The sequence below is a fragment of the Acinetobacter sp. CAU_H_78 genome (assembly GCF_058599365.1).
Genome location: NZ_CM178652.1, coordinates 2,509,120 through 2,534,638, shown reverse-complemented (window position 1 = coordinate 2,534,638; position 25,519 = coordinate 2,509,120). Strand labels below are relative to the sequence as shown.

Below are 25,519 nucleotides of genomic sequence, written 5' to 3'. Positions count from 1 at the left end.
ATGATCGTAAATCCAATTCAGCGCCGTCCAACACGTAAAATCCGTGTCGGTTCTGTCTATGTCGGTGGTGATGCACCGATCACTGTTCAGTCAATGACCAATACTGAAACCTGTGATGTCGCAGCAACTGTTGCACAAATTCAGCGTTGTGTGGATGCAGGCGCAGACATCATGCGTGTTTCTGTCCCGAGTATGGAAGCAGCGGCTGCATTTGGTGAAATCCGTAAGCGAGTTGACGTACCACTGGTTGCAGATATTCACTTCGACTATAAAATTGCGCTGGCTGTTGCTGATCTGGGTGCAGACTGTCTGCGTATTAACCCGGGGAATATCGGTTCAGAAGCCAAGATTCGTGAAGTCGTGGCAGCAGCACGTCACAACGACATTTCCATGCGGATTGGTGTGAATGCCGGTTCACTGGAAAAAGATATCCAGAAAAAATATGGCGAACCAACTGGTGAAGCATTGCTGGAATCTGCGATGCGTCATATCGACATTCTGGATCGCCTGAATTTCCATGAATTCAAAGTATCGGTCAAAGCATCAAACGTGTTTTTGACTATGGATGCTTATCGTCTGCTGTCTAAACAGATTGATAATCCACTGCACTTGGGTGTGACTGAAGCGGGTGTGTATCGTACCGGTTCAGTAAAATCAGCGATTGCTCTTGGCGGTCTACTGATGGAAGGCATTGGCGATACAATGCGTATTTCTCTGGCAGCTGAGCCTGAAGAAGAAATCAAGATTGGTTTTGATATCCTGAAATCGCTGGGCCTTCGTTCTAACGGAATTAATTTCATTGCCTGCCCAAGCTGCTCACGTCAGGAATTTAACGTGATTAAAGTAATGCAGACCCTTGAAGAACGTCTGGAAGATGTCCGTGTTCCGATGGATGTGTCTGTGATTGGCTGTAAAGTGAATGGTCCAGGCGAAGCCAAAGAAGCCGATATCGGTGTAGTAGGTGCAAGTCCGCGCTCACTGGTGTATCGTAATGGCGAAAAGAGCCATTTAATCGATACCAATCAACTGGTTGATGAAATCGAATCAATGGTTCGTCAACGTGTTTCCGAGCTTGAAGAAGCCAAATCAAAAGAAATTATTCGCACAAGTTTTTCTGAGTAGATCATGAGTTCAATCGTCGCAATCAAAGGTTTTAATGACATTCTCCCAACGCAAACCCCAGCTTGGAGACGTCTTGAACAGCATCTATCAGGTCTGATGGATGCCTATGGCTATCAACAAATCCGTTTGCCGATGGTTGAACAGACCAATCTGTTTAAACGTTCGATCGGTGATGCCACAGATATCGTTGAAAAAGAAATGTACACCTTCCTGGACAAAGGTAATCCGCCTGAGTCTCTGACTTTACGTCCTGAAGGAACAGCGGGTTGTGTACGTGCGATGCTGGAACATAACCTGCTTCGCGGTGCGACCCCCAAAGTCTGGTATATCGGACCGATGTTCCGTTATGAAAAACCGCAAAAAGGCCGTTATCGTCAGTTCCACCAGTTTGGTGTAGAAACCTTTGGTGTGGCAACGCCTGATCAGGATGCAGAACTGATCCTGATGACAGCGCGTCTATGGAAACGTATGGGCGTGGCTGACAAAGTTCAACTTGAACTGAATACACTGGGCGAGTCTGACGAGCGTGCAGCATACCGCGCGGCATTGGTTGAATTCTTACAAGCACATAAAGCGGATCTGGATGAAGATTCTCAACGCCGTCTGACGACTAATCCACTGCGTATTCTGGATTCGAAAGATGCCAAAACTCAAAGCATCCTAGAAAATGCACCAAAACTTCACGATTTTATGGGTGAAGAAACACTGGCGCACTTTAACCAGTTGCAACAGTATTTGTCAGATGCCGGTATTAGCTTTGTCATCAATCAAAAACTGGTACGTGGTCTGGACTACTATAATAAAACCGTATTTGAATGGACTACGACTCACTTGGGTTCACAAGGTACTGTATGTGCTGGTGGTCGTTATGACGGCTTAGTCGGTCAATTGAAAGGCAAAGCGGATCAATCTGTGCCTGCAGTTGGTTTCGCGATGGGGATGGAGCGTTTATTGCTTCTGCTTGAACAAGTTGAAGACAATACTCCAGTACGTGATTGTGAAGTATTCCTGGTTGCCGATCCTGCTTCTCAAGGTAAAGCGCTGGTATTGGCCGAACAGATTCGTGATCAATTGGAAGCTGCAGGCAGTAACATTCGTTTGAAAGTCGGCTCTCAAGGTTCAATGAAATCGCAAATGAAAAAAGCCGATCAGGCCGGTGCTTTATATGCAGCCATTATCGGTGAGCGTGAACTTGGAGCACAAAGCTTTACGGTGAAAGAGCTGGCGACTGCAGAGCAATCTACTGTGCCATTTGCTGACTTTGTCGCATTTTTCAGTACTAAAATTTCTTCAAAATAATCGATAAAACATTAGGAAAAAGGTAATCGCATGAGCGCAATGACTGATGATGAACAACTTGAAAGTTTAAAATCCTTCACGAAGAAGTATGGTTCTTCGATCATTATCGGGATTCTGGTTGCGCTGATTGCCTTTTTCGGATGGGAATATTGGCAGAAGAAAAACCTGGCAGAATCGCAAATGCAGACCGCCAAGGTTCAGCAACTGATGGATGAAGCGCAGGCCACTGACGGTGATGCTTTTGCCAAGCTGTCTGGAACTGCAGATAAGATTGTCAAAGAAGCACCGGATTCAGCTCAAGCGATTCAAACCCAGTTGGTCATGGCAAAACTGGCTTATGACAAGCAGGATTACGCTGCCGCTGAGAAAGCACTACAAAAAGTTGAAAACTCTAAAGTTGATGATAAAGGCCTGGTTCAGGTCGTTAAATTGCGTCTGGCTTATGCACAATTAGCACAAAAAAAATATGATGCAGCCCTGAAAACTTTAGAAGCAGTGACTGAACCTGCATTTAAAGCAACAGCGGATGAAGCACGTGGCGATATCTATGTTGCCAAAAATGATATTGAAAATGCCAAAAAAGTATATCAAAGTGCATGGGATGCTTTGATTGAACGTAAAGAAGAACGTCAAATTTTACAAATTAAGCTCGAAAGCGTAGGCGTGTTGGTCGATGACCCGGAAATCGAACGCCCAATTATAGAAACACAAGTGGAAGAAGCTGAATGAACAGAACATATAAAATCACCTGTGCTTTAACTGTTTTAACTCTTGCACTCGCTGGCTGTGCGGGTAAGACCAATAAAGTACCAGAAGTAAAACCGAATCCACTTCCAAAAATCAGTCAGACTAAAACACTTGTTCCTGTATTTTCGACCAGTGTTTCTTCAACAGAGAAGGCTGATCCACTACGTTTACGTCTGGATGCGGATAACGGAGTCGTATTTGCGATCGATCCTAAGGGTGAAGTCACTGCTTTTAATGGCAAGCAGCGCCTGTGGCAGAAAAAAGTTAGCAAAGATACGTTAAGCTCTGGCGTTGAAGCCGCAGATGGGATTGTGGTGGTTGGCAGCAACAAAGGCCAATTGATTGCATTAGACCAGCAGACGGGTGAACAACGCTGGACTGCACAATTAACTGGTGCCATCTTGGCGCCTTCACTGATTCATGCAGGCCGCGTAATTACTGTCACTAATGACGGTACTGTATATGCCCACGAAGTGGCCTCAGGCGCTCAGGTCTGGACCTATGATTTACCGAATGTCCAGTTTAGCCTGCGTGGCATGGCGGCTCCGGTGCCTTTAGATGCGCGTAATGTATTGATTGCGACTTCAAATGCTTATATCTATGCAATTGATGCCTTAAGTGGTGTGCCTAAATTGCAGCGCCGTGTTGCGATCTCGGATGGCCGTTCGGACATTCAGCGTTTGATCGATATTGATGGTGATCCAGTAGTAGCGGGTCAGTTTATTGTGACCACCAGCTATCAAGGTCAGGTGACTGTATTTGATCTGGCTTCACAACAGGTGATCTGGAGTGAAGATGCCAGCAGTATCCAGCGTCCGGAAGTGGTTGGCAATGGCGTCTTCGTTGCCCAAACCGATGGTAAAATCAGTGCTTATGAAATTACCACTGGCCAGCCTTTATGGGAAAATGATCAGTTGTTGAATCGTCAGCTGAGCAATCCGGTAATGCTCGGAACTGAGCTTGTCGTAGGTGATCTGGACGGGGTATTGCACCTGCTGGATCCATCGACAGGGCAGATTATTGGCCGTGCCAAAACCTCTGGTGAAGTGCGTCATTTACGCGTAATTGACAACCAGCTCTATGTTTCGACTCGCAAGGGTGCATTAAGCATCTGGCAGAATCGTTAATTTTTGTTTGGCTTATGCTAAAATAAGCCAACCGTATTTTTTACGCGGGGTGATTGAATGTTCAATGCCCCGTGTTTTTATTTATTTTAGGCTTTAATCCTATTCCCTTTTTCTTCCAAAACTTTCTGATGTTCAGGCCATTTTTAGACAGCCTGATATTGAATAAAGGTTAATCTATGAAACCCGTAATTGCGCTCATTGGTCGTCCGAACGTCGGAAAATCAACTCTGTTTAACCAGATAACCAAGAGCCGTGACGCATTGGTAGCAGACTTTGCAGGTCTGACACGCGACCGTAAATATGGTGATGCGATCTATCAAAACAAATCTTTCATTGTCGTGGATACTGGTGGTATCGGTGAAAATGAAGGCGGCATTGACTCCTACATGGCTGAGCAGTCTAAAACTGCGATCCATGAAGCCGACATGATTATTTTTGTGGTCGATGCACGTGCAGGACTTCTGGCATCTGATGAACAGATCGCTCGTGAACTGCGTACTTTGGGCAAGAAAGTTTTCCTTGTAGCTAACAAAGTTGATGGCGTACATGCTGAAGCTGCTCTAGTCGAGTTTTATAAACTCGGTATGGGCGAGCCGATGCAAGTGGCTGCCAGCCACGGCCGTGGTGTACAGCAAATGCTGGAAGAAGTACTTGAAGATGTGCCTGAAGATGAAAGTCCGGAAGAACATGACAAGAATACTGGTCTACGTCTTGCAATTATTGGTCGTCCAAACGTAGGTAAATCGACACTAGTAAACCGTCTATTGGGTGAAGAGCGTGTTGTAGCGTTTGACCAGCCAGGAACGACGCGTGACTCAATCTATATTCCTTTTGAGCGTGATGGTCGTCAATACACCCTGATTGATACCGCTGGGGTACGCCGTAAAGGTAAGGTTGATGAAATGATTGAGAAATTCTCAATCGTGAAAACCTTGCAGGCGATGAAAGATGCGCACGTAGTGGTGATCGTGGTGGATGCCCGTGAAGGCATTGTAGAGCAGGATTTGCACCTGATCGGTTATGCATTGGAAGCTGGCCGTGCCATGGTGATTGCGATCAATAAATGGGACAACATGTCCGAATATGATCGTAAACAATGTAAGCTCGATGTGGAGCGTCGTTTTGACTTTATTCCTTGGGCGAAAATCCATTTGATTTCTGCGCTACACGGTACAGGTGTCGGTGAGATGTATCCATCGATTCACCGTGCTTATGATTCTTCACATCTGAAAGTATCACCAGCGAAGTTGACCCAGATCCTGAATGATGCCACTGAAGCACACCAACCGCCTACTGTACAAGGTCGTCGTATCAAGATGCGTTATGCGCATATGGGCGGACAGAATCCACCGACTATCGTGGTTCATGGTAATAAGGTAGATAAGACACCTGCAGATTATCGCCGTTACCTGGAAAACGTATTCCGTAAAGTGTACAAACTTGAAGGTACACCGGTAAAAATTGAATTTAAAACTTCAGAGAACCCGTTTGAAGGTCGCAAGTCACAACTGGACGAACGTACTGCTGCGCGTCGCCGTCGTTATGTACAGAAATTCAAGAAAGCTGAGAAAAAATTTAAACGTGGTTAATTGTCATATTTAAATAAAAAAGCCTGCGAAAGCAGGCTTTTTTATTTATTCATATTTTAGATTGAGCATTTTTTTGCTTTTTGATAAATACGAATATTTTCAAGATTAGCTAAAGCTACGTCAGCATCGGCTTGAGAAGCAGCAATATTATTTTGATTATTATTACCAGTAAAAGCATTGGTGATTTCAGTTGCGCGCGCAACTGTTTGTGATTGACCTGCAAAAGCAGATAGTGCACCACTTGCAATACCTGCCAATTTAGAAACAGGATTATTGGCTTGAGCATTCGCTTGGTTGAGTGCATTTTGACTTGCTTCTAAGGTGCGTTCAAAACTGCGTGCTTCTACTGCCAAATCTGTACAATCTAAACCTTTTAAGTATGTTGTTGAGTAGACACCGTTATTTTGATTTGAAGCATTATTATAATTAGAAGCATAAGCACGATCTGCACGTGCAACAGCAGCATTCGCCTGTGCGCGGCTACGCTCCATATTTGCTTCAGCTTGATCCATGATTGCGCCGTTTCTAGCTCCCATCACTGCAGTAGCAGCTTCTAGCCAGGAGCCAGCTTGCGTTGAAAATGATAGTGCAGCAATTGTCGTACTGAGTATGATTCGCTTAAACATATGACCCTCTGTTTTTCTATGTATAAAATTGTAGTTGGATTGTAACTATTTTTTATTCGATTAAAAATAGCTTGAAAGCTCAATTATTTATTTTGATTTACAGTATATTTTATTGTTTTATTTAAGTTTTATTAAAATATATTTTAAGATATTACCTATAGTTTGTTAGAAAGGCAATCAGGTTGATTTATACTGAAGGCCCTAAAAGTAACATTTTTTATAAGGGCGACTATTTTTGAAGTCTATTATTCATATTGATTGGGTCGCGCTGGCACCACGACTTAGGCATTTACAAGACTTAGATCGAAAAACCTATATTCAGCAGCGTAAACAATTAATTTATAGCTATCGTAATCAGTTGCTAGCTGCACATTTAGGTTGTGTTATTGACCAGCAGGACTTTACTACAACCGAATACGGCAAACCCTATCTTCCAGCCCATCCAGACTTTGGTTTTAATCATACCCATAGCCAAAACTTTTATGGATTAGCAACAAGCAAACATATTCAGAATTTGGGAATCGACATTGAAGAGCTGAATCGAAATGTACGTTTTGAAGCCCTAGCCCAACACGCTTTTCATCCTGAAGAGCTGAAACAGTGGCAGGCATTAGATTACGATCCTGAATACTGGTTTAAAGTCTGGACCACCAAAGAGGCGGTCCTAAAAGCGTCAGGACTCGGAATCCGGATGAACCTGAATGAACTGAATACCCAAATCCATCCACATCAGGATGGGGGGCGTTGTGAACATCCAGAAATTGGAATTTATGCCTATCAAAATTATATTTTAGCGGGCTGTATGCTCACTGTGGCCTGGCAAAGCGAGCATTCCTGTAAAGGTCTAAGATTTCCAATGATTCAGATTCATCAAGCTGTTTGAAAGTAGAGTAAGCCCAAAATATTTCTTATTGTTTGGCAATCATTAAATTACTCAGCCGGTTAACGAACTGTGGGCTCATTCGAGATAAATGGAATAAAAACTTACTCTTGAATCCGACCGGATGATGCGTCACTTGCCAGATGGAGTCCTTTAATTGTGCCAATTTGAAAATATCTTGTGCAACATCCTCAGCTTTCAAATGCACACCCATTTTTTTGATACTTTTAGCCTGCATATCTTTCACCATTGCAGTGCTAACAAAAAGGGGCATCACATCGAATACCCGAATCCCATATTTTTGCCATTCAATATCTAAGCCTTCAGTCAAACCACGAACCGCAAATTTGCTGGTTGCATAGGAAGCCAGATCCGCTTGGCCATAAATCGCTGAGGCTGAAGACAGGTTAATGACCCGAGCAAAGGAAGCCTGCTTTAAATAGGGCAAAGCAGCATGACAGCCATTCAGAACGCCTTTGATATTCACGTCAAGGGTGCGATAGTGGTCTGTAATATTCGTTTCTTCAAAAGGACCGGAATATAAAATCCCGGCATTATTTACCAGAATATTGATTTCACCGGCCCAGGGTGCGAATTTAGATAGAGCGGTTTCCCAAGAAGCATAATCGGTCACATCCAGAAAACCGGCTTTGGCATGCTCACCGAGTTGCTGGGCCAATTGTTCTGCCTGTTCAAGATTAATATCATAAATTCCGACTTTATACCCTTGCTGGTAAAATAGCCTGGCTATCGCGGCACCAATTCCTTGTGCTGCACCACTAATCAATATACTGTGCATGTGCTTGATCTCCTTATTGTCTTTTTTTCTTGAGCATAGCAAGAAACAGGCAAAATAATGCGGCTATTTGGTAAAGAAGAGGTTTTACGGTGGAACAATTACTCCAAGTCATGCGTGAGTTACGTGAAAAATGTCCATGGGATCAGCAGCAGACTCCTGAATCTCTGACTAAATATGCGATTGAGGAAGCCTACGAAGTTGAAGCAGCGGTGCGCTCTGGCCAAACCAATGCAGTGCGGGATGAGCTGGGTGATCTGCTGTTACAGGTCGTGTTTCAGTCGCAAATGTATAGCGAGCAGGGCGCTTTTGATTTTCAGGATGTGGTGCAGGCCATTACCGATAAACTGATCCGACGCCATCCGCATGTATTTCAGGCTGAACAGTTTGCACAGCTGAGCCCTGAAGATGTCTCGGTGCTCTGGAAAGAAATCAAGCAGAAAGAAAAACAGGGTAAGCCACGTTCACGTTTGGATGAGGTTAAGCATGCACCCGCACTGCAACAGGCGGATGAGATCCAGAAAAATGTCGCCAAAATCGGCTTTGATTTTCCAGATGTCGCAGGTGCCTATGGCAAGCTGGAAGAAGAACTGGCTGAACTCAAGGAAGCCGTTGCTGGACAAAATTCCGATGAAATACTCGAAGAATTTGGAGACTGCTTATTTTCACTGGTGAATGTTGGTCGTAAACTTGGTGTCTCAAGCGAGATGGCATTATTGGGCACGATCCATAAATTCCGGACCCGCTTTGCCCTGATGGAAGATCGGGCAGAACAACAGCAACTCAATCTGGAAAGCCTGTCATTGGCTGAATTGGATCAGCTCTGGGAACAGGCCAAATTAGAATTAAAACAAAGAGCCGCTCATGAACAAAGTACAACATCGCATAGGTCCAGTATGGATTAATACTGTCCTGCTAGGCATTTGGCTGGCCTATACTTCAATTGGCACAGTACACGCAACTGCAACTGATTATGCAGAATGGAAAGTACGTCAGCAGCAACATGATGCACGCCTGAAGAAGAAAGTTGCTGCTACACCACCTTCTGGAAACAATCATTATCTGGCTAAACCTGCATTATCCGCCTCTTCAGCTGCTGATAAAATCAATCTGAATCAGGCCGGTATTGAGCAGTTACAGCAGTTAAATGGCATCGGACAGAAGAAAGCAGAAGCGATCATTGAATACCGGCGGAAAAACGGTAAATTTAAAACAATTGAAGATATTCAACAGGTCAAAGGAATTGGGCCGGCCTTATTTGCCAAAAACAAGGATAAACTGGCTTTGTAACCCTGCTGAATTTATTGTAAATAAGCCATCCATCGGAACCATGAGAATGACATAATCAAATTGCCCTTTAGCGGTGTAAGCGATATGATTAGCGTCATCTTAGAATTTTACGTTCAGACGTAGGAGACAGCGTCTTTTGCAAACTTTGCGCGCGTCAAAATGTGGTTTATCAACCGCTCAATTACCTTCTTATATTCTCGATGTGATTGATGCCTTAACCAAGGCAGGCTATGAAGCTTATATCGTAGGTGGTGGTGTCCGGGATCTGATGCTGGGTTTAAATCCCAAAGATTTCGATGCAGTGACCAATGCTACACCAGCTCAGGTTAAAGAAGTGTTCGGACGGCGTTGCCGGATTATCGGACGACGTTTCGAGCTGGCGCATGTCTATTCGGGCCGTGAACTGGTTGAAGTGGCAACTTTCCGTGCGCCTCCTAAAAAAGCAGTGACCTCTGCAGCAGGGATGATTCTGCGCGATAATAACTGGGGCACCATTGAGCAGGATTTTGCTCGTCGAGATTTTTCAATCAATGCCATGTATTACCAGCCACGCAAAGGTATCGTGCTGGATTTTTGTAATGCAGTAGATGATATTAAACATAAAACCCTGCGTTTACTGGGTGATCCGACTTTAAGATTTGAAGAAGATCCAGTCCGGATGCTGCGAACTTTACGTTTTGCAGCCAAACTCAATTTCAGTATTGATGAAGCCATTCTGGATATTTTCACTCCGGAAATGACCCAGCTTCTACGTGATGTGTCTCCACACCGTCTCTATGATGAATCGCAAAAGCTATTCACTATGGGACATCTGAATCGTGTGATGCCAATGCTGATCGATTTTGGCATCTGGCGTCAGCTGTTTGCCGATATCAAGCCAGACATTACTGCATTTATTGAACTGGCAGCAAAAAATACCGATCAGCGTATTTCAATTGGCAAGACCATCAACCCGGCTTTCTTCTATGCGGTATTGTTGTGGCAACCGTTCCTGGAGCGCTGTGATTTCTATCTGTCCAAAGGTGTGGTACCTGCGGAAGCACGTGCGCAGGCAGGACTGGATGTACTGAAACGTCAGGCTACCCGTACTGTGATTCCACGCTTTGCGGAAACTTTCATTCGTGAAGTCTGGGAAATGCAAACCCGCTTGCTCAATCCAAAACCGCAACAGATTGAAGCATTATCAGGTCATGCACGTTTCCGTGCCGGCTTTGACTTTTTGTTGCTGCGTGAAAAATCAGGCGATGAAACTGCACAGGGTATGGGAAGCTGGTGGGAAGCCTATCAGCAAATGGGCAGCGATGAAAAAGAGCGTGCCATTGCCCAATATAACCGTCAGCGTGCCAAGAGCCGTCGTAAGGCTTCTCAGGAAGAACATCTGGAACAGCGTCTGGCTGCACAAGATGTAGCAACCGAGATTGAACCTCTGGTGAATGAGCCGGAACCACGTAGCCGTCGTGCACGTAAAGCCAAATTTGAGAATGAGCGTAGCAAACCGGTTTCTCATGTGGCGGCCAGTGCCAGCGGTGACATTGGTGCAGACCATCCAATTACCAAGCGTAAACGGGTGCAGCGTGATTTAAGCCAGGTTATTTTTGGGCCTACACAATGACAGTGACCTATATCGGTTTAGGAAGTAACCTGGGCGATTCACGCCAGATTCTGGCTGAAGCCGTGCAAAAGCTGGCAAGTCTGGGGCAGGTCAAAACCTCGCATCTGTATCAAAGCCCACCTATGGGGCCACAAGATCAGCCGAATTATTTTAATGCTGTCGTACAGCTAATTACGGATTTGGCACCGTTGGATCTGCTGGATCGTCTGCAAGCCTTCGAACAGGAAGCTGGGCGTGTACGTCTACGTCATTGGGGTGAACGTACCTTGGATCTGGATCTGCTGATCTACGGTGATGAACAGATTCAAAATGAACGGTTAACCGTACCGCATGTGGGCGTGCTGGAACGTGATTTTGTATTGGTGCCATTACTGGATATTGATGCCAACTTGCAGCTGAATGGAAACACATTAAAAGACCTGGACATTGTCAAGCAATCAACCTTAACGGTTTTTGACCACACGAATTGGGCAAATATTTAATTTTTAATTATTGGCATGTTCGAGAGAACTTCAATAATAGAGGAACATCTTCATGATCAGTCTCAGTGATTTAAGACGATATAAAGCGGAAGGACGCAAATTTTCTTGCCTGACTTGCTATGACGCCAGTATGGCCAAAGCCATGGAAATTGCTGAAGTTGACAGTATTCTGATAGGCGACTCTTTGGGTATGTCGATTCAGGGACGTGATTCAACTTTACCTGTGACTGTAGAAGATATGGCTTACCATACCGCAGCGGTACGCCGTGGCAATCAGCATGCACTGATTATGACTGATCTGCCATTTATGAGTTATGCCACTCTGAATGATGCATTACAAAGCTCAAAAACGGTGATGCAGGCCGGTGCACAAATGGTCAAGATGGAAGGTGGTGCCTGGTTGGCGGAAACCGTTCAGGTTCTAACCCGTAACGGGATTCCAGTCTGTGTTCACTTGGGTCTCACTCCGCAGTCGGTGCATGTCTTTGGTGGCTATAAGCTACAGGCCCGTACCCGTGAAGCGGCCGATCAACTGATTGCTGACTGTAAGGCAGTGGTTGAAGCCGGTGCAGCAGTGCTGTTGCTGGAATGTGTGCCTGCACAATTGGGTCAGGAGATTACTAAACTATTCCCGCATATTCCGGTGATTGGTATTGGAGCAGGGGCAGCCACTGACGGACAGGTACTGGTCGTTCAGGACATGCTTGGTCTGACCTTTGGTCACACTGCAAAATTTGTACGTAACTTTATGAAAGAACAGTCTGGTGCGACTGCAATTCTGGATGCATTTAAAGCCTATCATGCGGCTGTTTTAGATGGTTCATTCCCAGCACCTGAACAAACATTCCAAGTCGAGTTGTAACATGAAAACAGAAACAACCATCCAAGGATTATCTGCTTCGCTCAATCCTGCACGTTCTGCGCGTAAAATTATTGGTTTTGTCCCGACCATGGGCAACCTGCATCAGGGGCATCTGAATCTGGTGCGTGAGGCGCGTAAACTGTGTGATGTTGTTGTTGTGAGTATTTTCGTTAATCCGATCCAGTTCGGACCAAATGAAGATTTTGATAATTATCCACGTACTTTAGAACAGGATCAGCAGTTACTGGCAGATGTAGGTTGTGACATTGTCTTCGCCCCAACGGTAGAGCAGATGTATGGTAACAAGCCACGTCTGACCAATATCAGTGTATCTGGTATCACCAATGACCTGTGCGGCTTACAGCGTCCAGGTCATTTTGATGGTGTAGCGGTCGTGGTGACCAAATTATTTAATATTGTTCAGCCCAACTATGCCTTCTTCGGTCAGAAAGACTATCAGCAACTGGCTGTGATTCGTCAGTTTGTTCAAGACTTGAATATTCCGCTGGAAGTGATTGGTGTACCAATTGCCCGTGCTGAAGATGGTCTGGCACTCAGTTCGCGAAATGGCTATCTAAGCGAGCAGGAACGTGCAACAGCACCAGTTATTTTCCAGAGTCTGAAAACTGCTGAACAGCAGTTACATGCAGGTAAAACTTTGGAGGAAGCACTGGCAGGTATCCGTCAAACTTTGACAGATGCAGGTCTGGTAGTGGACTATGTAGAAGCCCGTACACCGGAATTGCAGAAAATTGATGAGTTTAATCAGGATATCGTGATTCTGATCGCGGCGAAATTAGGGAAAACTCGTCTGATTGATAATCTGCAGATCAAATATGCAGCTGGATAAGTAAAAGGATCGTAAGGCATGAAGCGCATTTTAATTGTGACAGGACAATCTGGCTCAGGTAAATCTTCTGCATTGCAGGTACTTGAAGACTTGGGTTATTACTGTATTGATAATTTGCCTTTGGCCTTGCTTCCTGAAATTGTGGCGAAGCTGGACTGTGAAAATAATCTGGAACAGTTAGCGCTTGGGGTGGATGTTCGTAGTACCCGTGCAGATTTGCAGGAATTCGACCATGTGTTTGAACAGCTGCAACAGCATGGTACGGTGGATGTCATCTATCTGACCACGCAGGATCAGGAGCTGATTGCTCGTTTCAGTGCGTCACGCCGTCCGCATCCTTTGGCTGCCCGTTTCAAGAGCCTGCATCAGTGTATTCAGGAAGAAAAAGTCCTGCTGATGCCGATCCAGCTCCGTTCTACAGTGCATATCGATACCACTGATAAAAGCGTTCATGATCTGAAACATACCTTGCTGTATAAGCTAGGACAGACCGATAACCTGATTGTGATTCTGCAATCTTTTGGCTATAAGCATGGCATTCCTTTAGATGCTGATTATGTTTTTGACGTCCGTCATTTGCCGAATCCGCATTGGGAACTCGAACTGCGCAAATATTCAGGCCTCGATCAGCCGGTACAGGAATTCCTGGAAAAAAGTGATCAGGTCGAAGACATGTTCCAGGATATTTATCACTTTTTAGACAAATGGTTGCCGACCTTTGCTGAAGGTCATCGTCATTATATGACCATCTCGATTGGTTGTACTGGTGGCCAGCATCGTTCTGTTTATATTGTGGATAGACTAAAAAAAGCGCTTGAGGCAAAATGGTCTATTCAAGTCCTCCACCGAGAAATGAAGCACTGGTCATGATTGATACGACTGTTGACGTAATTAATAAACTAGGTTTACATGCGCGTGCATCAGGTAAACTCATTGAAGTTACCACCAAATTTCGTTCCAATATCCAGATTGGCAAATCGGACAAATTGGTTGATGCCAAAAATATTATGTCCTTGCTGATGCTTGGTGCGGGCAAAGGAACAACTTTACGCTTGGTGATTGAAGGTGCAGATGAGGAAAAGGCCTTATCTGAAATTCAGGCACTGTTTGCGGCAAAATTTTATGAGGCAGATTAATCGTGGCACGTCGACCGAGCAGTTTAACTGAAGAAGACTTTGAATCTTTAGAGGGACGCGCAAGTAAAACCGAACAGAAAAAAGCAGTTCAGCGTATGGCAGCTTTAGGCGCACAGTTGGCAGAACTGAGTGCGAAACAAATTAAAAATTTACCCGTTGAAGAACGTCTGATTGAAGCTTTGCTGGATGTCCAGCAAATCAGTTCACATGAAGCACGTCGTCGTCAATTTTCACGTATTGGTAAATTACTTCGTAATGAAAATGAAACCGTGATTCTGTCTTATCTGACTCCGAAACAGGGCTTAAAAAAGACAGCACAATTGCAGCGTTGGGTTGACCGTATTGTGAAAGATGGCGATCCTGCAATTAACGAATTTACCAAGACCTATAATGCGACAGAGCGTCATACCTTACGTCAGCATTATTTACGTGTACATCGTGATCTAAAAAATCAGGCACCGGAAGAAGAAGTGGCAGCCTCAAAGCAAAAGCTGTTTAACTATGTGCAGCAAGTTGCCCTGATTTCAGATAACTGATTGTAATCTGCATTAAAGAAAAGCGACATTTTGTCGCTTTTTTATTCACTATAATTAATTTTTATTTTCCATGAAAATTCAAGAATGTTCCTATAAGTCATTGTTAACTGTAAAAAAATGTAAACTTTTAATATTTTTGATTACGTAAGAAATTGGTTTTAGTGCATAAATAAACTATTTAAATCACTCAATATTTTATGATTATTAAGAATATTTAAAAGATAGAAATAAATTTAGGTCAAAGTTAATATTATTAGCGATCTATTTTTTCAAAAAGTGACAATAAGTATTTTCTATATATTTGAAAATTCAAAAGCTTTTATTTACCTAAAGATCAGAAGAAAAATGAGCTGTTTTTATCTTCCTTAGATTTCAGAACTCAGATGATATTGAAACAATTTGAAATGAATTCAGGAATTTCAAATAATTATATGTAATTTTTTATAAGAGGAATATTTTTTCAAGTAATCCTTAATATTTAAATATCAAGGTATTAAAGCTATCAATGTATCTTTAGAGAAATAAGTTAACAAATCCTTTGGTCGATAAATGAGATTTTAACGTTGAGTAAATATAGAATCTTTGTTATTGATTGTATCAATTTAGTCGGTTGTAATTTTTATCCTATATTCCATAACATCCAGAGAGGCAGACATGGAACTAAAACTGCTAGAGATCGGTCAGAATACGAAGCAGTTAAGCTCGTGCCGTATATCTCTCATTTTAGGTGTCTATACCTCTGATAATTTATTAGACACCTTCTGTAAGGTCGCGCGTAAAGTACTCGGCGCCAAGACCTGTATCATTGGATTCCATACGGAACCTTATATCTGGTACAGCTGTCCGCTCGGTTTTCGCGGTTTGCACGTACCACAGAATGTGGATACTAAATATCTGCAAGAAACAGATGTGATTGATCAAAGTCATCCTGCATATGCAGAACTATCAGATCATGTGAACAGCCTTGGCGTAGCCCATCAGCGGCTGGTGGCATTCAATTTAAAATCAGCCCAAGGCCAGTCTTTGGGGCAGGTGGTTTTCTTTGATGATCAGACTGAAGTATTTGATCAGGAAGCTATTATTATCGTCCAGCAATTTGCTGAAACTTTAGTCAAGCGAGTCAAACTGAATGAAGAGCATACTCAACTGAAAGAATTATACGAACAGCAGTGTGCACAAAACTTCAGTAAAACCAAATTCTTCCAGATTATTGCTCATGACCTGCGTGCGCCTTTTCATGGTCTGTTAGGCTTCTCGGAAGTACTGGCACAGGAACGTGACACTCTGGATGAATCCAGTATCCAGAGTATTTCTGATTACTTATATGATACGGCTCAATCGACGTATAACCTGTTAGAAAGTCTGTTGACCTGGGCGATGGCCGAGGGTGGGCGTTTCGTTTATCATCCAATTAATTATGAATTAAAACAGTCTACTAAAATTGTCTGTGATGTACTGAAAAGTCTGGCGCTGAAAAAGAATATTGAGCTGATTGACCAGGTTCCTGAAGATATCAAGGTACATGCTGATATCAACATGATTACTTCGGTCTTGCAGAACCTGGTATCGAATGCGCTGAAATTTACTCCAGTGGATCAGGGTGGGCAGGTGATTCTGGCTGCTGAAATGGAAGGTGAGCAAGTCAAGATCACTATTCAGGATACTGGTCTCGGTATGACTGAAGAACAGATGGAAAATCTGTTTAGACCAAATCTCACGGTGAGCTTAAAAGGCACAGACAATGAGAAAGGCGCAGGTCTGGGTCTGGTACTGTGTAAGCGTTTTGTGGACCTGAATCATGGACAGATTGCCGTAGATTCTAAAGAAGGCGCTGGAACCACCTTTACTGTGCATTTACCAAAAGTGACCAATGATCATCAGGCATTGGTACTTGAAGATCTGCATACTGAAAAGTCCTGAAAGTCATAAATTTCTTTTAAAACCGTTCCCACTCGACGTGAACTCCTGCTATAACTAAATAAAAGTTTTGAGGGAATCACTGAGTGATGGACGCGGTACAATTGCAGAAAACCTTAAGAGCCAGTCAGTATGCAGAACAGGTATTGGCCAATCATCAAGATCTATTGAATCAGGATTATGCAATTGATCAGTTTCAGGGATCACTCGGCACTGAACAGATTCAAAACTTAATCTATTCCAATCTATTAAATATCAGCGATGAAACCATGTGGATGCGTAGCTTACGTATTCTGCGTGCCCGCCTGATGTTCCGCTGGATCTGGCAGGATGTCAATCAACTTACCGATGTCATCACACTGACTCGCGAGCTGTCTGATTTCGCTGATGCCTGTATCTGTGCTGCCAAAGAGTTTGCCCGTATTCCTCTAGTCGCCAAATATGGTCAGCCAATTGGCTATAACGGTAAAGTTCAAGATCTTATTATTATTGCAATGGGCAAGCTGGGCGCTCAGGAACTCAACCTTTCCAGTGATATTGACCTGATTTTTGCCTTTGATGAACAGGGTGAAACGGATGGGCGTAAATGCATTGACGTTCAGCAGTTCTGTATCCTATGGGGACAAAAGTTAATCTATCTGCTGGATCATATCACTGCTGAAGGTTTTGTGTTCCGTGTTGATATGCGCTTGCGCCCTTGGGGTGATGGTTCTGCTCTGGCTATCAGTCATGCCGCACTAGAAAAATATCTCAGCCAGCATGGCCGCGAATGGGAACGCTATGCCTGGATCAAAGCCCGCATCGTCAATCCGAGTCCAGAAGGTGATGAACTGCTGGATATGACCCGTCCTTTCGTCTTCCGTAAATATGTCGATTACAGCGCTTTCGAAGCGATGCGTGAAATGAAAGCAATGATTGAGCGTGAAGTACAGCGCCGCAATATTGAAGACGATATCAAGCTTGGGGCTGGCGGGATTCGTGAAGTTGAATTCATTGTGCAGGTTTTTCAGCTGATTTATGGGGGAGCCAAGCTGGAATTGCAGGATCGGCAATGTCTGGTCAGCCTGAATCATCTGGATGAGGCTGAACTGCTGGATGAGCAGGCAGTGACTGACCTTGAAGATGCCTATTTATTCCTCCGCCGGGTAGAACATGCTATTCAAGCGCTGCATGATCAACAAACCCAATGTTTGCCGACAGAGCCAGATTTACGTCAACGTATTGTAGATACTTTAGGCTTTGCAGACTGGTCCGCCTTTATGGAGGTGCTGGATCAAAAACGCGCTAAAGTGATTTATCAGTTTGAGCACTTGATCAAGGAAAATGGACCAGAGCCCCAAGGCAAAAGTTTTTCTCAGTTGGAACAACAGCTGAATGAAGTTTTAGATGATCATGCAAAAAATCTGGTACATGAATTCTGGCATGGACATGCCTTAAAAAAACTGCCAGCCAAAGCTATTCAACGTTTAAAAACATTTTGGCCCTACCTGATTGAAGCGATTCTTGAATCAGATAAACCGCAAGTTGCACTGGTCCGTCTGATGCCATTGGTTGAATCAGTCATGCGTCGTACGGTGTATCTGGTGATGCTGATTGAAAGCAAGGGTGCTTTACAGCGTTTGGTAAAAATGGCGACTGTCAGCCCCTGGATCTGTGAGGAACTTACCCATTATCCGGTATTGCTGGATGAGTTCCTGTCGATGGATTTTGAATTGCCTAAGCGTCAGGATCTGGAAGATAGCCTGCGTCAGCAATTGCTCAGAATTGAAATTGACCAGGTCGAAGACCAGATGCGGGTACTGCGCCTGTTTAAAAAATCCAATGTGCTTGCGGTAGCTGCTAGTGATGTGCTGGCAGAAAGTCCTTTAATGAAAGTCTCGGATGCCTTAACAGATATTGCAGAAGTCTCAGTGAATGCTGCGCTGCATCTGGCTTATCAGATTGTAGCCAAAAGACATGGTTTTCCGCTGGATGCAGAAGGGCAGCGCTGCTCGATAGAACATACAGCTTTTGCCGTTATTGGCTATGGTAAAGTCGGTGGCATTGAATTGGGCTATGGTTCAGATCTGGATCTGGTCTTCATTCATTATATGGGTGAGCAGGCAGATACGAACGGTCTCAAGCCGATTAGCGGTTTTGAGTTTGCTATGCGCGTGGCACAAAAGTTTATGTCGCTCATGACCACACAAACACTGGATGGACGTGTCTATGAAGTCGATACCCGTCTACGTCCTTCTGGAGAAGCAGGGCTGCTGGTCACTAGCCTGAAAGCATTTGAGCAATATCAATTGAAAAATGCATGGCTGTGGGAACATCAGGCCTTGGTGCGTGCACGTTCCATTGCTGGAGAAGATAGCCTGAGAGAGACATTTGAAGCACTACGCTGTAAAATTCTTACCCAGAAACGCGATATCTGTCATGTACGTGGTGAAGTTCTGAAAATGCGTCAGAAAATGAAAGATCATCTGGGTTCTTCCAAAGAGCAAAAAAAAGATGGGATTTTTCATTTAAAACAAGATGCAGGTGGTATCGTTGATATCGAATTTATGGCACAGTATGCGGTGTTAGCTTGGAGTGGGACGAATAAAGATCTCGCCCATTACTCCGACAATGTAAGAATCCTTGAGGATGCCGCAAAATCAGGTTGCTTATCCAGCGACGATGCGACTGCTCTGATTCAAGCTTATCTCCGTGAACGCGCCGAGAGCCACCGCTTAGCCCTTGCAAATCAATCCATGCAAGTGTCTGCAAGCGACTGGCACGATACCCGAAAGACCGTTTGCAAGTTATGGCAAAGACTGATTGATCCAAGTGCAGTATTTGCACTGGATAGTGAATAATTGTGAAAAATTGGAGTTTGTGGCATGAATTTGGCTGATCGTGATGGTTTCATTTGGCAAGATGGACAACTAGTTGACTGGCGTGAGGCGAAAACTCACGTATTAACACATACTTTGCATTACAGCATGGGTGTGTTTGAAGGTGTCCGTGCTTATGAAACCCCGAATGGAACGGCTATTTTCCGTCTAAAAGAACACACCAAACGTTTGCTCAATTCTGCAAAAATTTATCAAATGAAAGTTCCATTTGATCAGGCAGCTTTGGAACAAGCTCAAATTGATGTGGTTCGTGAAAATAAATTGGCATCTTGCTATTTACGTCCAATTATTTTTATTGGCTCTGAAAAACTGGGTATTGCTGCTACTGACAATACTATTCATGCTGTAGTTGCAGCGTGGAGCTGGGGTGCTTACCTTGGTGATGATGCGATGGCGAAAGGTATTCGCGTAAAAACTTCATCATTCACACACCATCATCCAAACGTGACGATGTGTAAAGCAAAAGCATCTGGTAACTACACATTGTCGATTCTTGCTCACCAAGAAGTGGCACATTCAGGTTATGACGAAGCAATGCTGCTTGATCCGCAAGGTTATGTATGCCAAGGTTCAGGCGAAAACGTATTCCTGGTACGTGATGGCGTAATTCACACTCCAGACATCGCTGGTGGCGCATTAGACGGTATTACTCGTCAATCGATTATTACCATTGCTAAAGATCTTGGTTATGAAGTAGTAGAACGCCGTATTACTCGTGATGAATTCTATATTGCAGATGAAGCTTTCTTCACTGGTACTGCTGCTGAAGTAACACCAATCCGTGAATATGATGACCGTCAAATTGGTGAAGGGGTACGTGGTCCAATCACAACTCAAATCCAGAAAGCATACTTTGATGCAGTTCAGGGTAAAGACCCTAAATATGCACACTGGTTAACTTATGTAAAATAAGTGAATTAGCAAATAAAAAGGACTCATTTGAGTCCTTTTTATTTTTAGTGAACCTTCCTTAAAATATGAAAACGATTAGGTTGTTAGGTAAAGAAGTCAAAAAATTGCAGAAAAAAATGACGATTCTCATATTATGGAAAGTTATATATTCACTATAAAAATAAACTAATAAGCGTAACGAACAACTAAAATTAGTGTTGCTCTATATGTATCATTCAAATATGAACTTTATTTCGATCTAAGTTGTTGCAAAAACATTCAATTCTTGTGATGAAAAAATGAAGATTATATTTCTTCATGAGATTTGCGGTAAACTGTGCGGAAATGAAAAGCAATAGGCTCAGTCAGTACCAGTAATGGTATGATACTGATATTGCATAGGTGGATGATGGGTGCATGAACGCAAAGCAAAATGACCTTAAGACTCAGGGTGAACAATCACCTGAGCAAAATATTGTGATCTGTATGAAATGGGGCACAAAATATGGGTCTGAATATGTCAATCGCCTTTACAATATGGTGAAGCGACACACAACCGTTGATTTTCAAATGGTGTGTTTAACTGACCGTACTGAAGGGATTGATCCAAATGTGCAATGCTTTCCTATTCCACCGTTGGCTTTGCCAGAAGGGGCGCCAGAACGTGGCTGGAATAAGCTCTCTACCTTTGAACCTGATCTCTATGGTTTAAAAGGCAATGCTTTATTTTTAGATCTAGATGTTGTCATTGTCGATAATATCGATGAATTCTTTACGCATCCAGGTGAGTTCCTGATTATCCATGACTGGAAACGACCATGGCGTATTACGGGTAATAGTTCAGTTTATCGCTTTAAGCTTGGCGCTTTTCCTGGTCTTTTGCCATATTTCCGTGAGAATTTTGACGAAATTCGTAATAAATTCCGTAATGAACAAGCCTATTTATCTTGGTATGTAGATAAAGAAGGTAAACAAACTTATTGGCCTGATAGTTGGTGTAAAAGTTATAAATATCACTGCCTACAAAAAATCCCAATGGCATTCTTTAAGCCACCTGTAAAACCTGAAGGTGCAAAAATTATTATTTTCCACGGTGAAATTAATCCACCTGATGCGATCAATGGTGGTGGAGGTAAATGGTACCGTTATGTACTGCCTTCGAAATGGATTAAAGACGCTTGGCAATAATGTTTTAAAAATGGTTGCTTAACATGCCAGTTAGAAAAAAAAGTAAGTTTGAACAGTGGTTTTCATTTAGCCGACATCAACGGCGTTTTGGGGCTGATAAAGTTTATGCTCAGCTTGCGAGTGTAGATATCGAAAAACTGAAATCCGATATCATTGCTGGTGATCAAGTTCAATATACACACGGTTCAGCGAAAGATCTGAATGAGCATATTGAGCAACTTAAACATGAGTTTGTTGGTCAACCGGCATTGAGCCACTATCATGCGAGTCTGATTGTACTGATTCGACGTGAAGTTGATGTTGAAGAAAACTTTGAAAAATTTAAAGCCCTGTGGATGAGTGAACGTGATTTTTTACTCAGCACTTTAAATATTCGTTGGTTAATTTCTGCATGTGATACGTTTTTAGATTTACATGATGATGTCGCACTTAAAGCGACATTAATGAATGCAGTTGTGTTGATTAATACATTGAAATTACAAGAAACTGAACGTTATTTGTGTGACCAATCTACAGTAATGTGTGAAGAAAAGCGCGATCGGTTACCACAAGAACGCGTAACATTATTTGATGGAACGTCAGCATTCGTTGTTGGTACAGACGATACATTGCGAAATATGCGTTGGCGTTTAGATCAAATTTGCAAAATACATCCACTTGGAATGATTGTTTTAGAAATATTCGATCGATTACAGCAAGAACAGAACAATACAGTTTATTTAAGATTTAAGAAACAACATACGCGTGAAAAAACACGTTGGTGGTAAAGATGGAATTATTAATTATTAATTTACCTAAATCTAAGGAACGACGTGTCTTTCAAGAACAACAATTTTTAAAAGTTGGGATTCAACCTACTTTTTTACAAGCTGTGTCGATAGATCAGATTTCAGAAGAGCAATTTAATGCGGAAGCTTTCGGGTGGCAGCGACCGTTAAAAAAAGTAGAGTTAGCTTGCTTTCTAAGTCATAAAAAAGCATGGCAACAGGTTGTAGATCGTAATCAACCTATGCTTATTCTAGAAGATGATGCTGTCGTGGTAAGTGATATTGTGCAACTTCTAGAAGATATACAATATCAAACCTTAAATTTATGTCCTGATCTAATTAATCTCGAAGTTAGAAGTCGTAAAAAAATCGTAAGTAAAAAGCCAGCTTGTCATTTAAATAGTTCAGGGTACAAATTATTAGACTTGTTCCAAGAGAGAACAGGAACAGGGGGCTATATATTGTTCCCAACGGGTGCGCAAAAATTATTGGAAAAAGCGGCTCACTCTGCAGCTGCTACAGCAGATGCTTTTATTTTCAGTACCTATAATTTAAATGCTTATCAGGTTGAACCAGCAGCTTTGATACAAGAAGATCAAATGATTGCGTATGGCTTATCAGATACGGAAAACTTTGAATCAACAATTGGTCGCTCTGAAAACTTCAAGCCTACCTATAAGTCTGTATCCGAAAAGAAAATGTTTAGGAAGCGCCGTGTTATGGGGCAATTTCAAATGGCTTTTCGATATTTACAAGTACTATTTAAAGCAGAAAAGCGTTTTATATTTTTAGATAAAAACCGATTTTAATAAGGTTCAACTTAATGAAGAAAAAGGTCGTATTAGCGATTTTTACTTTACAGGGTAATGGGGCGGAACGTTTTGCATTAACTCTAGCGAAAGGGATTAATGATGCAGGTCATGAAGCTCACATCGTTTACTTTAAAGATATAATTGATTTACCAATACCCGATGGTGTACGAACACACTTTTTTAATTATCAAAAATTCCGTGCTATTCCAAAAATTATGCGTCCGGGCCTTGCTGCGAAAGCCTTTGACCGTTTTGTCCGCAAGCACATTGGTGAACCCGATTTAGTTTTGTCGAATCTTTTCCCAGTGGATTTTATTTTAAGCCGTAGTACTTTGTCGAATGTTCATATGGTCATCCATAATACGACAAGTCAGGAATATGCTGGTCGTTTAGATGGCAAGATGCTAGAACAATTAAAAAAGGTTTATCTATCCAAACCATGTGTTGCGGTGAGCCAAGGTGTGGAGCAGGATTTCCGTCAGGTCTTTGGTGAAAAGAGCCATATTACGACGATTTATAATCCAATTGATATCGCAGTAGTTCAAGCGGCAGCAGCAGAATTTCAGCCGGATTTACCAGCACGTTATTTAGTAAATGTGGGCAAGTTTAAACAACAAAAACGCCACGATATCCTGATCCGTGCTTATGCGAAGGCTCAAATTGATTTACCTTTACTGTTAGTCGGAACAGGTGAACTCATGGCTGAAAATGGGAAACTTGCTCAAGACCTAGGGGTCGCAGATCAAGTGCATTTTCTTGGCTTTCAAAAAAATCCATATCCTTATATTCAAGCGGCGACGGCGATGGTGGTGTCTTCTGATTTTGAGGGCTTTAGTATTGCGATTTTGGAGGCCTTGGCGTTGGGTATCCCAGTCATCAGCACGGATTGTCCTTCTGGGCCACGGGAAGTTTTGCCTGAAAATTGTCTAGTACCTGTGCAAAATGTCGATGCATTAGCAGCCAAGTTACGTGCTGTGGCAAAAGGTGATATCAATGTGCACAGCCATTTAGATGCACTGTTTTTAATTGAAACAGCAGTTACACACTATTTAAATCTACAAGAAATTTAATTTTACCCAACGGCATGACGCTATGATTACAGTTTACGATACAGCATGTGGTTCTCTAAATATGGGGGATGAAATCATCATGGATGCGGTGATGATGCATTTGGAGTCTCTATTTAGCCATGAGCAATTCTGTCGTTACCCAACACATTATGCATTAGCAGCCAAGACTTTAAAAAAAGCGTGGCAAAATCAGTTGGCCTTTGTTGGGGGAACCAATTTACTTCGTAATTATTGGCGTTTTCGTGCCCGTAAAAACCAATGGTCGATTGGCTTTTTTGATGGCTTTAAGATGCAACCTGCCATTTTAATGGGGGCTGGTTGGAATAGCTATGCAGAAAAACCTGAATTGAAAGCGAAAGTTTTTTATAACTATGCGCTGTCTAAACAGTATCTTCATTCTGTACGTGATCAGTACACCTTAGAGAAACTAAAAGCGTGTGGTATTGAAAATGTGATCAATACGGGCTGTCCAACCTTGTGGCAGCTAACCCCTGAACATCTCAAGCAAATCCCAAGCCAAAAAGCGCAGTCAGTGGTCTTTACTTTAACAGACTATAGCCGTGATATTGAGGCCGATGTACAGTTGGTTCAGTGTCTCAAAGAGCACTATTCAAGCTTATACTTTTGGGCACAAGGTTCGGAGGATAATCAATATTTCGATCAACTTGCACAGCAGCAACCTGAACTGTTCAATGGTATTGTGCGTATAGCAACAAATTTAACTGCCTATAATACGTTATTAAAAGATCATGAGATTGATTTTATCGGTACACGCCTACACGCTGGGATTCGCGCTCTACAATTAAAGAAACGTGTGATTATTATTGGGATTGATAACCGTGCATTAGAAATGCATAAAGACTTTAATCTGCCAGTTGTAGAACGCCATGATCTAACCTTATTGAAACAACGGATTAATATGCAATGGCAGCCTGAGATTCATTTGCCGTTTGATGCGATCGCGCATTGGAAAAGTCAATTTGTAAATTGATGCTATTGGTATATTTTCATTCGAAGTTTTTATAATGCTATATTTCATCA

The 25,519-nt window shown here is 42.8% G+C and carries 25 protein-coding genes; 23 read left to right on the top strand and 2 right to left on the bottom strand.

Annotated features, from left to right (window positions below):
- The 5 genes from ispG to der all read left to right on the top strand — a co-directional run bounded on the left by ispG (window position 1) and on the right by der (window position 5,884).
- Entirely contained in the window at window positions 1-1,122 is a 1,122-nt protein-coding gene (gene ispG, locus AC4MCD_RS12060; protein WP_491876185.1) for a flavodoxin-dependent (E)-4-hydroxy-3-methylbut-2-enyl-diphosphate synthase, read from the top strand.
- Between the two features lie 3 nt (window positions 1,123-1,125).
- Window positions 1,126-2,421 carry a histidine--tRNA ligase gene (gene hisS / locus AC4MCD_RS12055; RefSeq protein ID WP_312086595.1) on the top strand — a complete coding sequence of 432 codons (1,296 nt, stop codon included), beginning with the start codon at window positions 1,126-1,128 and terminating at the stop codon, window positions 2,419-2,421.
- A gap of 30 nt (window positions 2,422-2,451) precedes the next feature.
- On the top strand, window positions 2,452-3,150 hold the full coding sequence (locus AC4MCD_RS12050; protein WP_491876184.1) for a YfgM family protein: 699 nt from the start codon (window positions 2,452-2,454) through the stop codon (window positions 3,148-3,150).
- Entirely contained in the window at window positions 3,147-4,295 is a 1,149-nt protein-coding gene (bamB, locus tag AC4MCD_RS12045) for an outer membrane protein assembly factor BamB (RefSeq protein ID WP_180002361.1), read from the top strand. Before AC4MCD_RS12050 ends, bamB begins: the two co-directional genes overlap by 4 nt.
- Before the next feature lie 176 nt (window positions 4,296-4,471).
- Entirely contained in the window at window positions 4,472-5,884 is a 1,413-nt protein-coding gene (gene der, locus AC4MCD_RS12040; protein WP_004782108.1) for a ribosome biogenesis GTPase Der, read from the top strand.
- A gap of 56 nt (window positions 5,885-5,940) precedes the next feature.
- Here the strand turns inward: der and AC4MCD_RS12035 are convergent, their stop codons facing one another.
- On the bottom strand, window positions 5,941-6,510 hold the full coding sequence (locus AC4MCD_RS12035) for a hypothetical protein (RefSeq protein WP_180138125.1): 570 nt from the start codon (window positions 6,508-6,510) through the stop codon (window positions 5,941-5,943).
- 268 nt (window positions 6,511-6,778) lie between these two features.
- Between AC4MCD_RS12035 and AC4MCD_RS12030 the strand changes: the two genes are divergently transcribed.
- Window positions 6,779-7,393, top strand: coding sequence for a 4'-phosphopantetheinyl transferase family protein (locus AC4MCD_RS12030; RefSeq protein WP_491876863.1), 615 nt, complete (start codon window positions 6,779-6,781; stop codon window positions 7,391-7,393).
- Between the two features lie 25 nt (window positions 7,394-7,418).
- On the opposite strand, the gene AC4MCD_RS12025 is transcribed toward AC4MCD_RS12030, so the two are convergent.
- Window positions 7,419-8,189: an SDR family oxidoreductase gene (locus tag AC4MCD_RS12025; RefSeq protein WP_491876183.1), complete on the bottom strand. Its 771-nt coding sequence runs from the start codon at window positions 8,187-8,189 to the stop codon at window positions 7,419-7,421.
- Window positions 8,190-8,278: 89 nt separating this feature from the next.
- On the opposite strand from AC4MCD_RS12025, the gene mazG reads away from it, so the two are divergent.
- The 17 genes from mazG to AC4MCD_RS11940 all read left to right on the top strand — a co-directional run bounded on the left by mazG (window position 8,279) and on the right by AC4MCD_RS11940 (window position 25,469).
- Window positions 8,279-9,091, top strand: a complete 813-nt coding sequence (mazG, locus tag AC4MCD_RS12020) for a nucleoside triphosphate pyrophosphohydrolase (RefSeq protein WP_491876182.1) — start codon at window positions 8,279-8,281, stop codon at window positions 9,089-9,091.
- A complete protein-coding gene (locus AC4MCD_RS12015) occupies window positions 9,051-9,476 on the top strand; it encodes a ComEA family DNA-binding protein (protein WP_491876181.1) in 426 nt (141 codons plus the stop codon). Before mazG ends, AC4MCD_RS12015 begins: the two co-directional genes overlap by 41 nt.
- A 136-nt stretch (window positions 9,477-9,612) precedes the next feature.
- Window positions 9,613-11,088 carry a polynucleotide adenylyltransferase PcnB gene (gene pcnB / locus AC4MCD_RS12010; RefSeq protein ID WP_419363592.1) on the top strand — a complete coding sequence of 492 codons (1,476 nt, stop codon included), beginning with the start codon at window positions 9,613-9,615 and terminating at the stop codon, window positions 11,086-11,088.
- The gene (gene folK / locus AC4MCD_RS12005) at window positions 11,085-11,570 is read left to right on the top strand and encodes a 2-amino-4-hydroxy-6-hydroxymethyldihydropteridine diphosphokinase (protein ID WP_180105270.1); all 486 of its coding nucleotides are present in this window, start codon (window positions 11,085-11,087) and stop codon (window positions 11,568-11,570) included. The genes pcnB and folK overlap by 4 nt, the downstream gene beginning before the upstream one ends.
- 52 nt (window positions 11,571-11,622) lie before the next feature.
- The gene (gene panB / locus AC4MCD_RS12000; protein WP_419363586.1) at window positions 11,623-12,432 is read left to right on the top strand and encodes a 3-methyl-2-oxobutanoate hydroxymethyltransferase; all 810 of its coding nucleotides are present in this window, start codon (window positions 11,623-11,625) and stop codon (window positions 12,430-12,432) included.
- 1 nt (window position 12,433) lies between these two features.
- On the top strand, window positions 12,434-13,282 hold the full coding sequence (gene panC / locus AC4MCD_RS11995; RefSeq protein WP_491876180.1) for a pantoate--beta-alanine ligase: 849 nt from the start codon (window positions 12,434-12,436) through the stop codon (window positions 13,280-13,282).
- Window positions 13,283-13,300: 18 nt separating this feature from the next.
- Window positions 13,301-14,152 (top strand): RNase adapter RapZ, encoded by an 852-nt coding sequence (gene rapZ, locus AC4MCD_RS11990; RefSeq protein WP_004782131.1) that lies wholly within the window; start codon window positions 13,301-13,303, stop codon window positions 14,150-14,152.
- Complete coding sequence (locus AC4MCD_RS11985) at window positions 14,149-14,418, top strand: HPr family phosphocarrier protein (protein ID WP_180025134.1); 270 nt, start codon at window positions 14,149-14,151, stop codon at window positions 14,416-14,418. The genes rapZ and AC4MCD_RS11985 overlap by 4 nt, the downstream gene beginning before the upstream one ends.
- A gap of 2 nt (window positions 14,419-14,420) precedes the next feature.
- Entirely contained in the window at window positions 14,421-14,954 is a 534-nt protein-coding gene (gene yjgA / locus AC4MCD_RS11980; protein ID WP_005232100.1) for a ribosome biogenesis factor YjgA, read from the top strand.
- Window positions 14,955-15,608: 654 nt separating this feature from the next.
- Complete coding sequence (locus AC4MCD_RS11975; protein ID WP_491876179.1) at window positions 15,609-16,874, top strand: sensor histidine kinase; 1,266 nt, start codon at window positions 15,609-15,611, stop codon at window positions 16,872-16,874.
- Between the two features lie 86 nt (window positions 16,875-16,960).
- The gene (glnE, locus tag AC4MCD_RS11970; protein ID WP_491876178.1) at window positions 16,961-19,711 is read left to right on the top strand and encodes a bifunctional [glutamate--ammonia ligase]-adenylyl-L-tyrosine phosphorylase/[glutamate--ammonia-ligase] adenylyltransferase; all 2,751 of its coding nucleotides are present in this window, start codon (window positions 16,961-16,963) and stop codon (window positions 19,709-19,711) included.
- Window positions 19,712-19,735: 24 nt separating this feature from the next.
- Window positions 19,736-20,662 carry a branched-chain amino acid transaminase gene (locus tag AC4MCD_RS11965; RefSeq protein WP_411580591.1) on the top strand — a complete coding sequence of 309 codons (927 nt, stop codon included), beginning with the start codon at window positions 19,736-19,738 and terminating at the stop codon, window positions 20,660-20,662.
- Window positions 20,663-21,058: 396 nt separating this feature from the next.
- Complete coding sequence (locus AC4MCD_RS11960; RefSeq protein WP_491876177.1) at window positions 21,059-21,829, top strand: glycosyltransferase; 771 nt, start codon at window positions 21,059-21,061, stop codon at window positions 21,827-21,829.
- A 23-nt stretch (window positions 21,830-21,852) separates the two neighbouring features.
- The gene (locus tag AC4MCD_RS11955; RefSeq protein WP_491876176.1) at window positions 21,853-22,596 is read left to right on the top strand and encodes a hypothetical protein; all 744 of its coding nucleotides are present in this window, start codon (window positions 21,853-21,855) and stop codon (window positions 22,594-22,596) included.
- A 2-nt stretch (window positions 22,597-22,598) separates the two neighbouring features.
- On the top strand, window positions 22,599-23,405 hold the full coding sequence (locus AC4MCD_RS11950) for a glycosyltransferase family 25 protein (protein ID WP_491876175.1): 807 nt from the start codon (window positions 22,599-22,601) through the stop codon (window positions 23,403-23,405).
- Window positions 23,406-23,419: 14 nt separating this feature from the next.
- Window positions 23,420-24,478 (top strand): glycosyltransferase, encoded by a 1,059-nt coding sequence (locus AC4MCD_RS11945; protein ID WP_491876174.1) that lies wholly within the window; start codon window positions 23,420-23,422, stop codon window positions 24,476-24,478.
- Between the two features lie 22 nt (window positions 24,479-24,500).
- Complete coding sequence (locus tag AC4MCD_RS11940) at window positions 24,501-25,469, top strand: polysaccharide pyruvyl transferase family protein (protein ID WP_180046901.1); 969 nt, start codon at window positions 24,501-24,503, stop codon at window positions 25,467-25,469.
- Window positions 25,470-25,519: the final 50 nt, after the last annotated feature.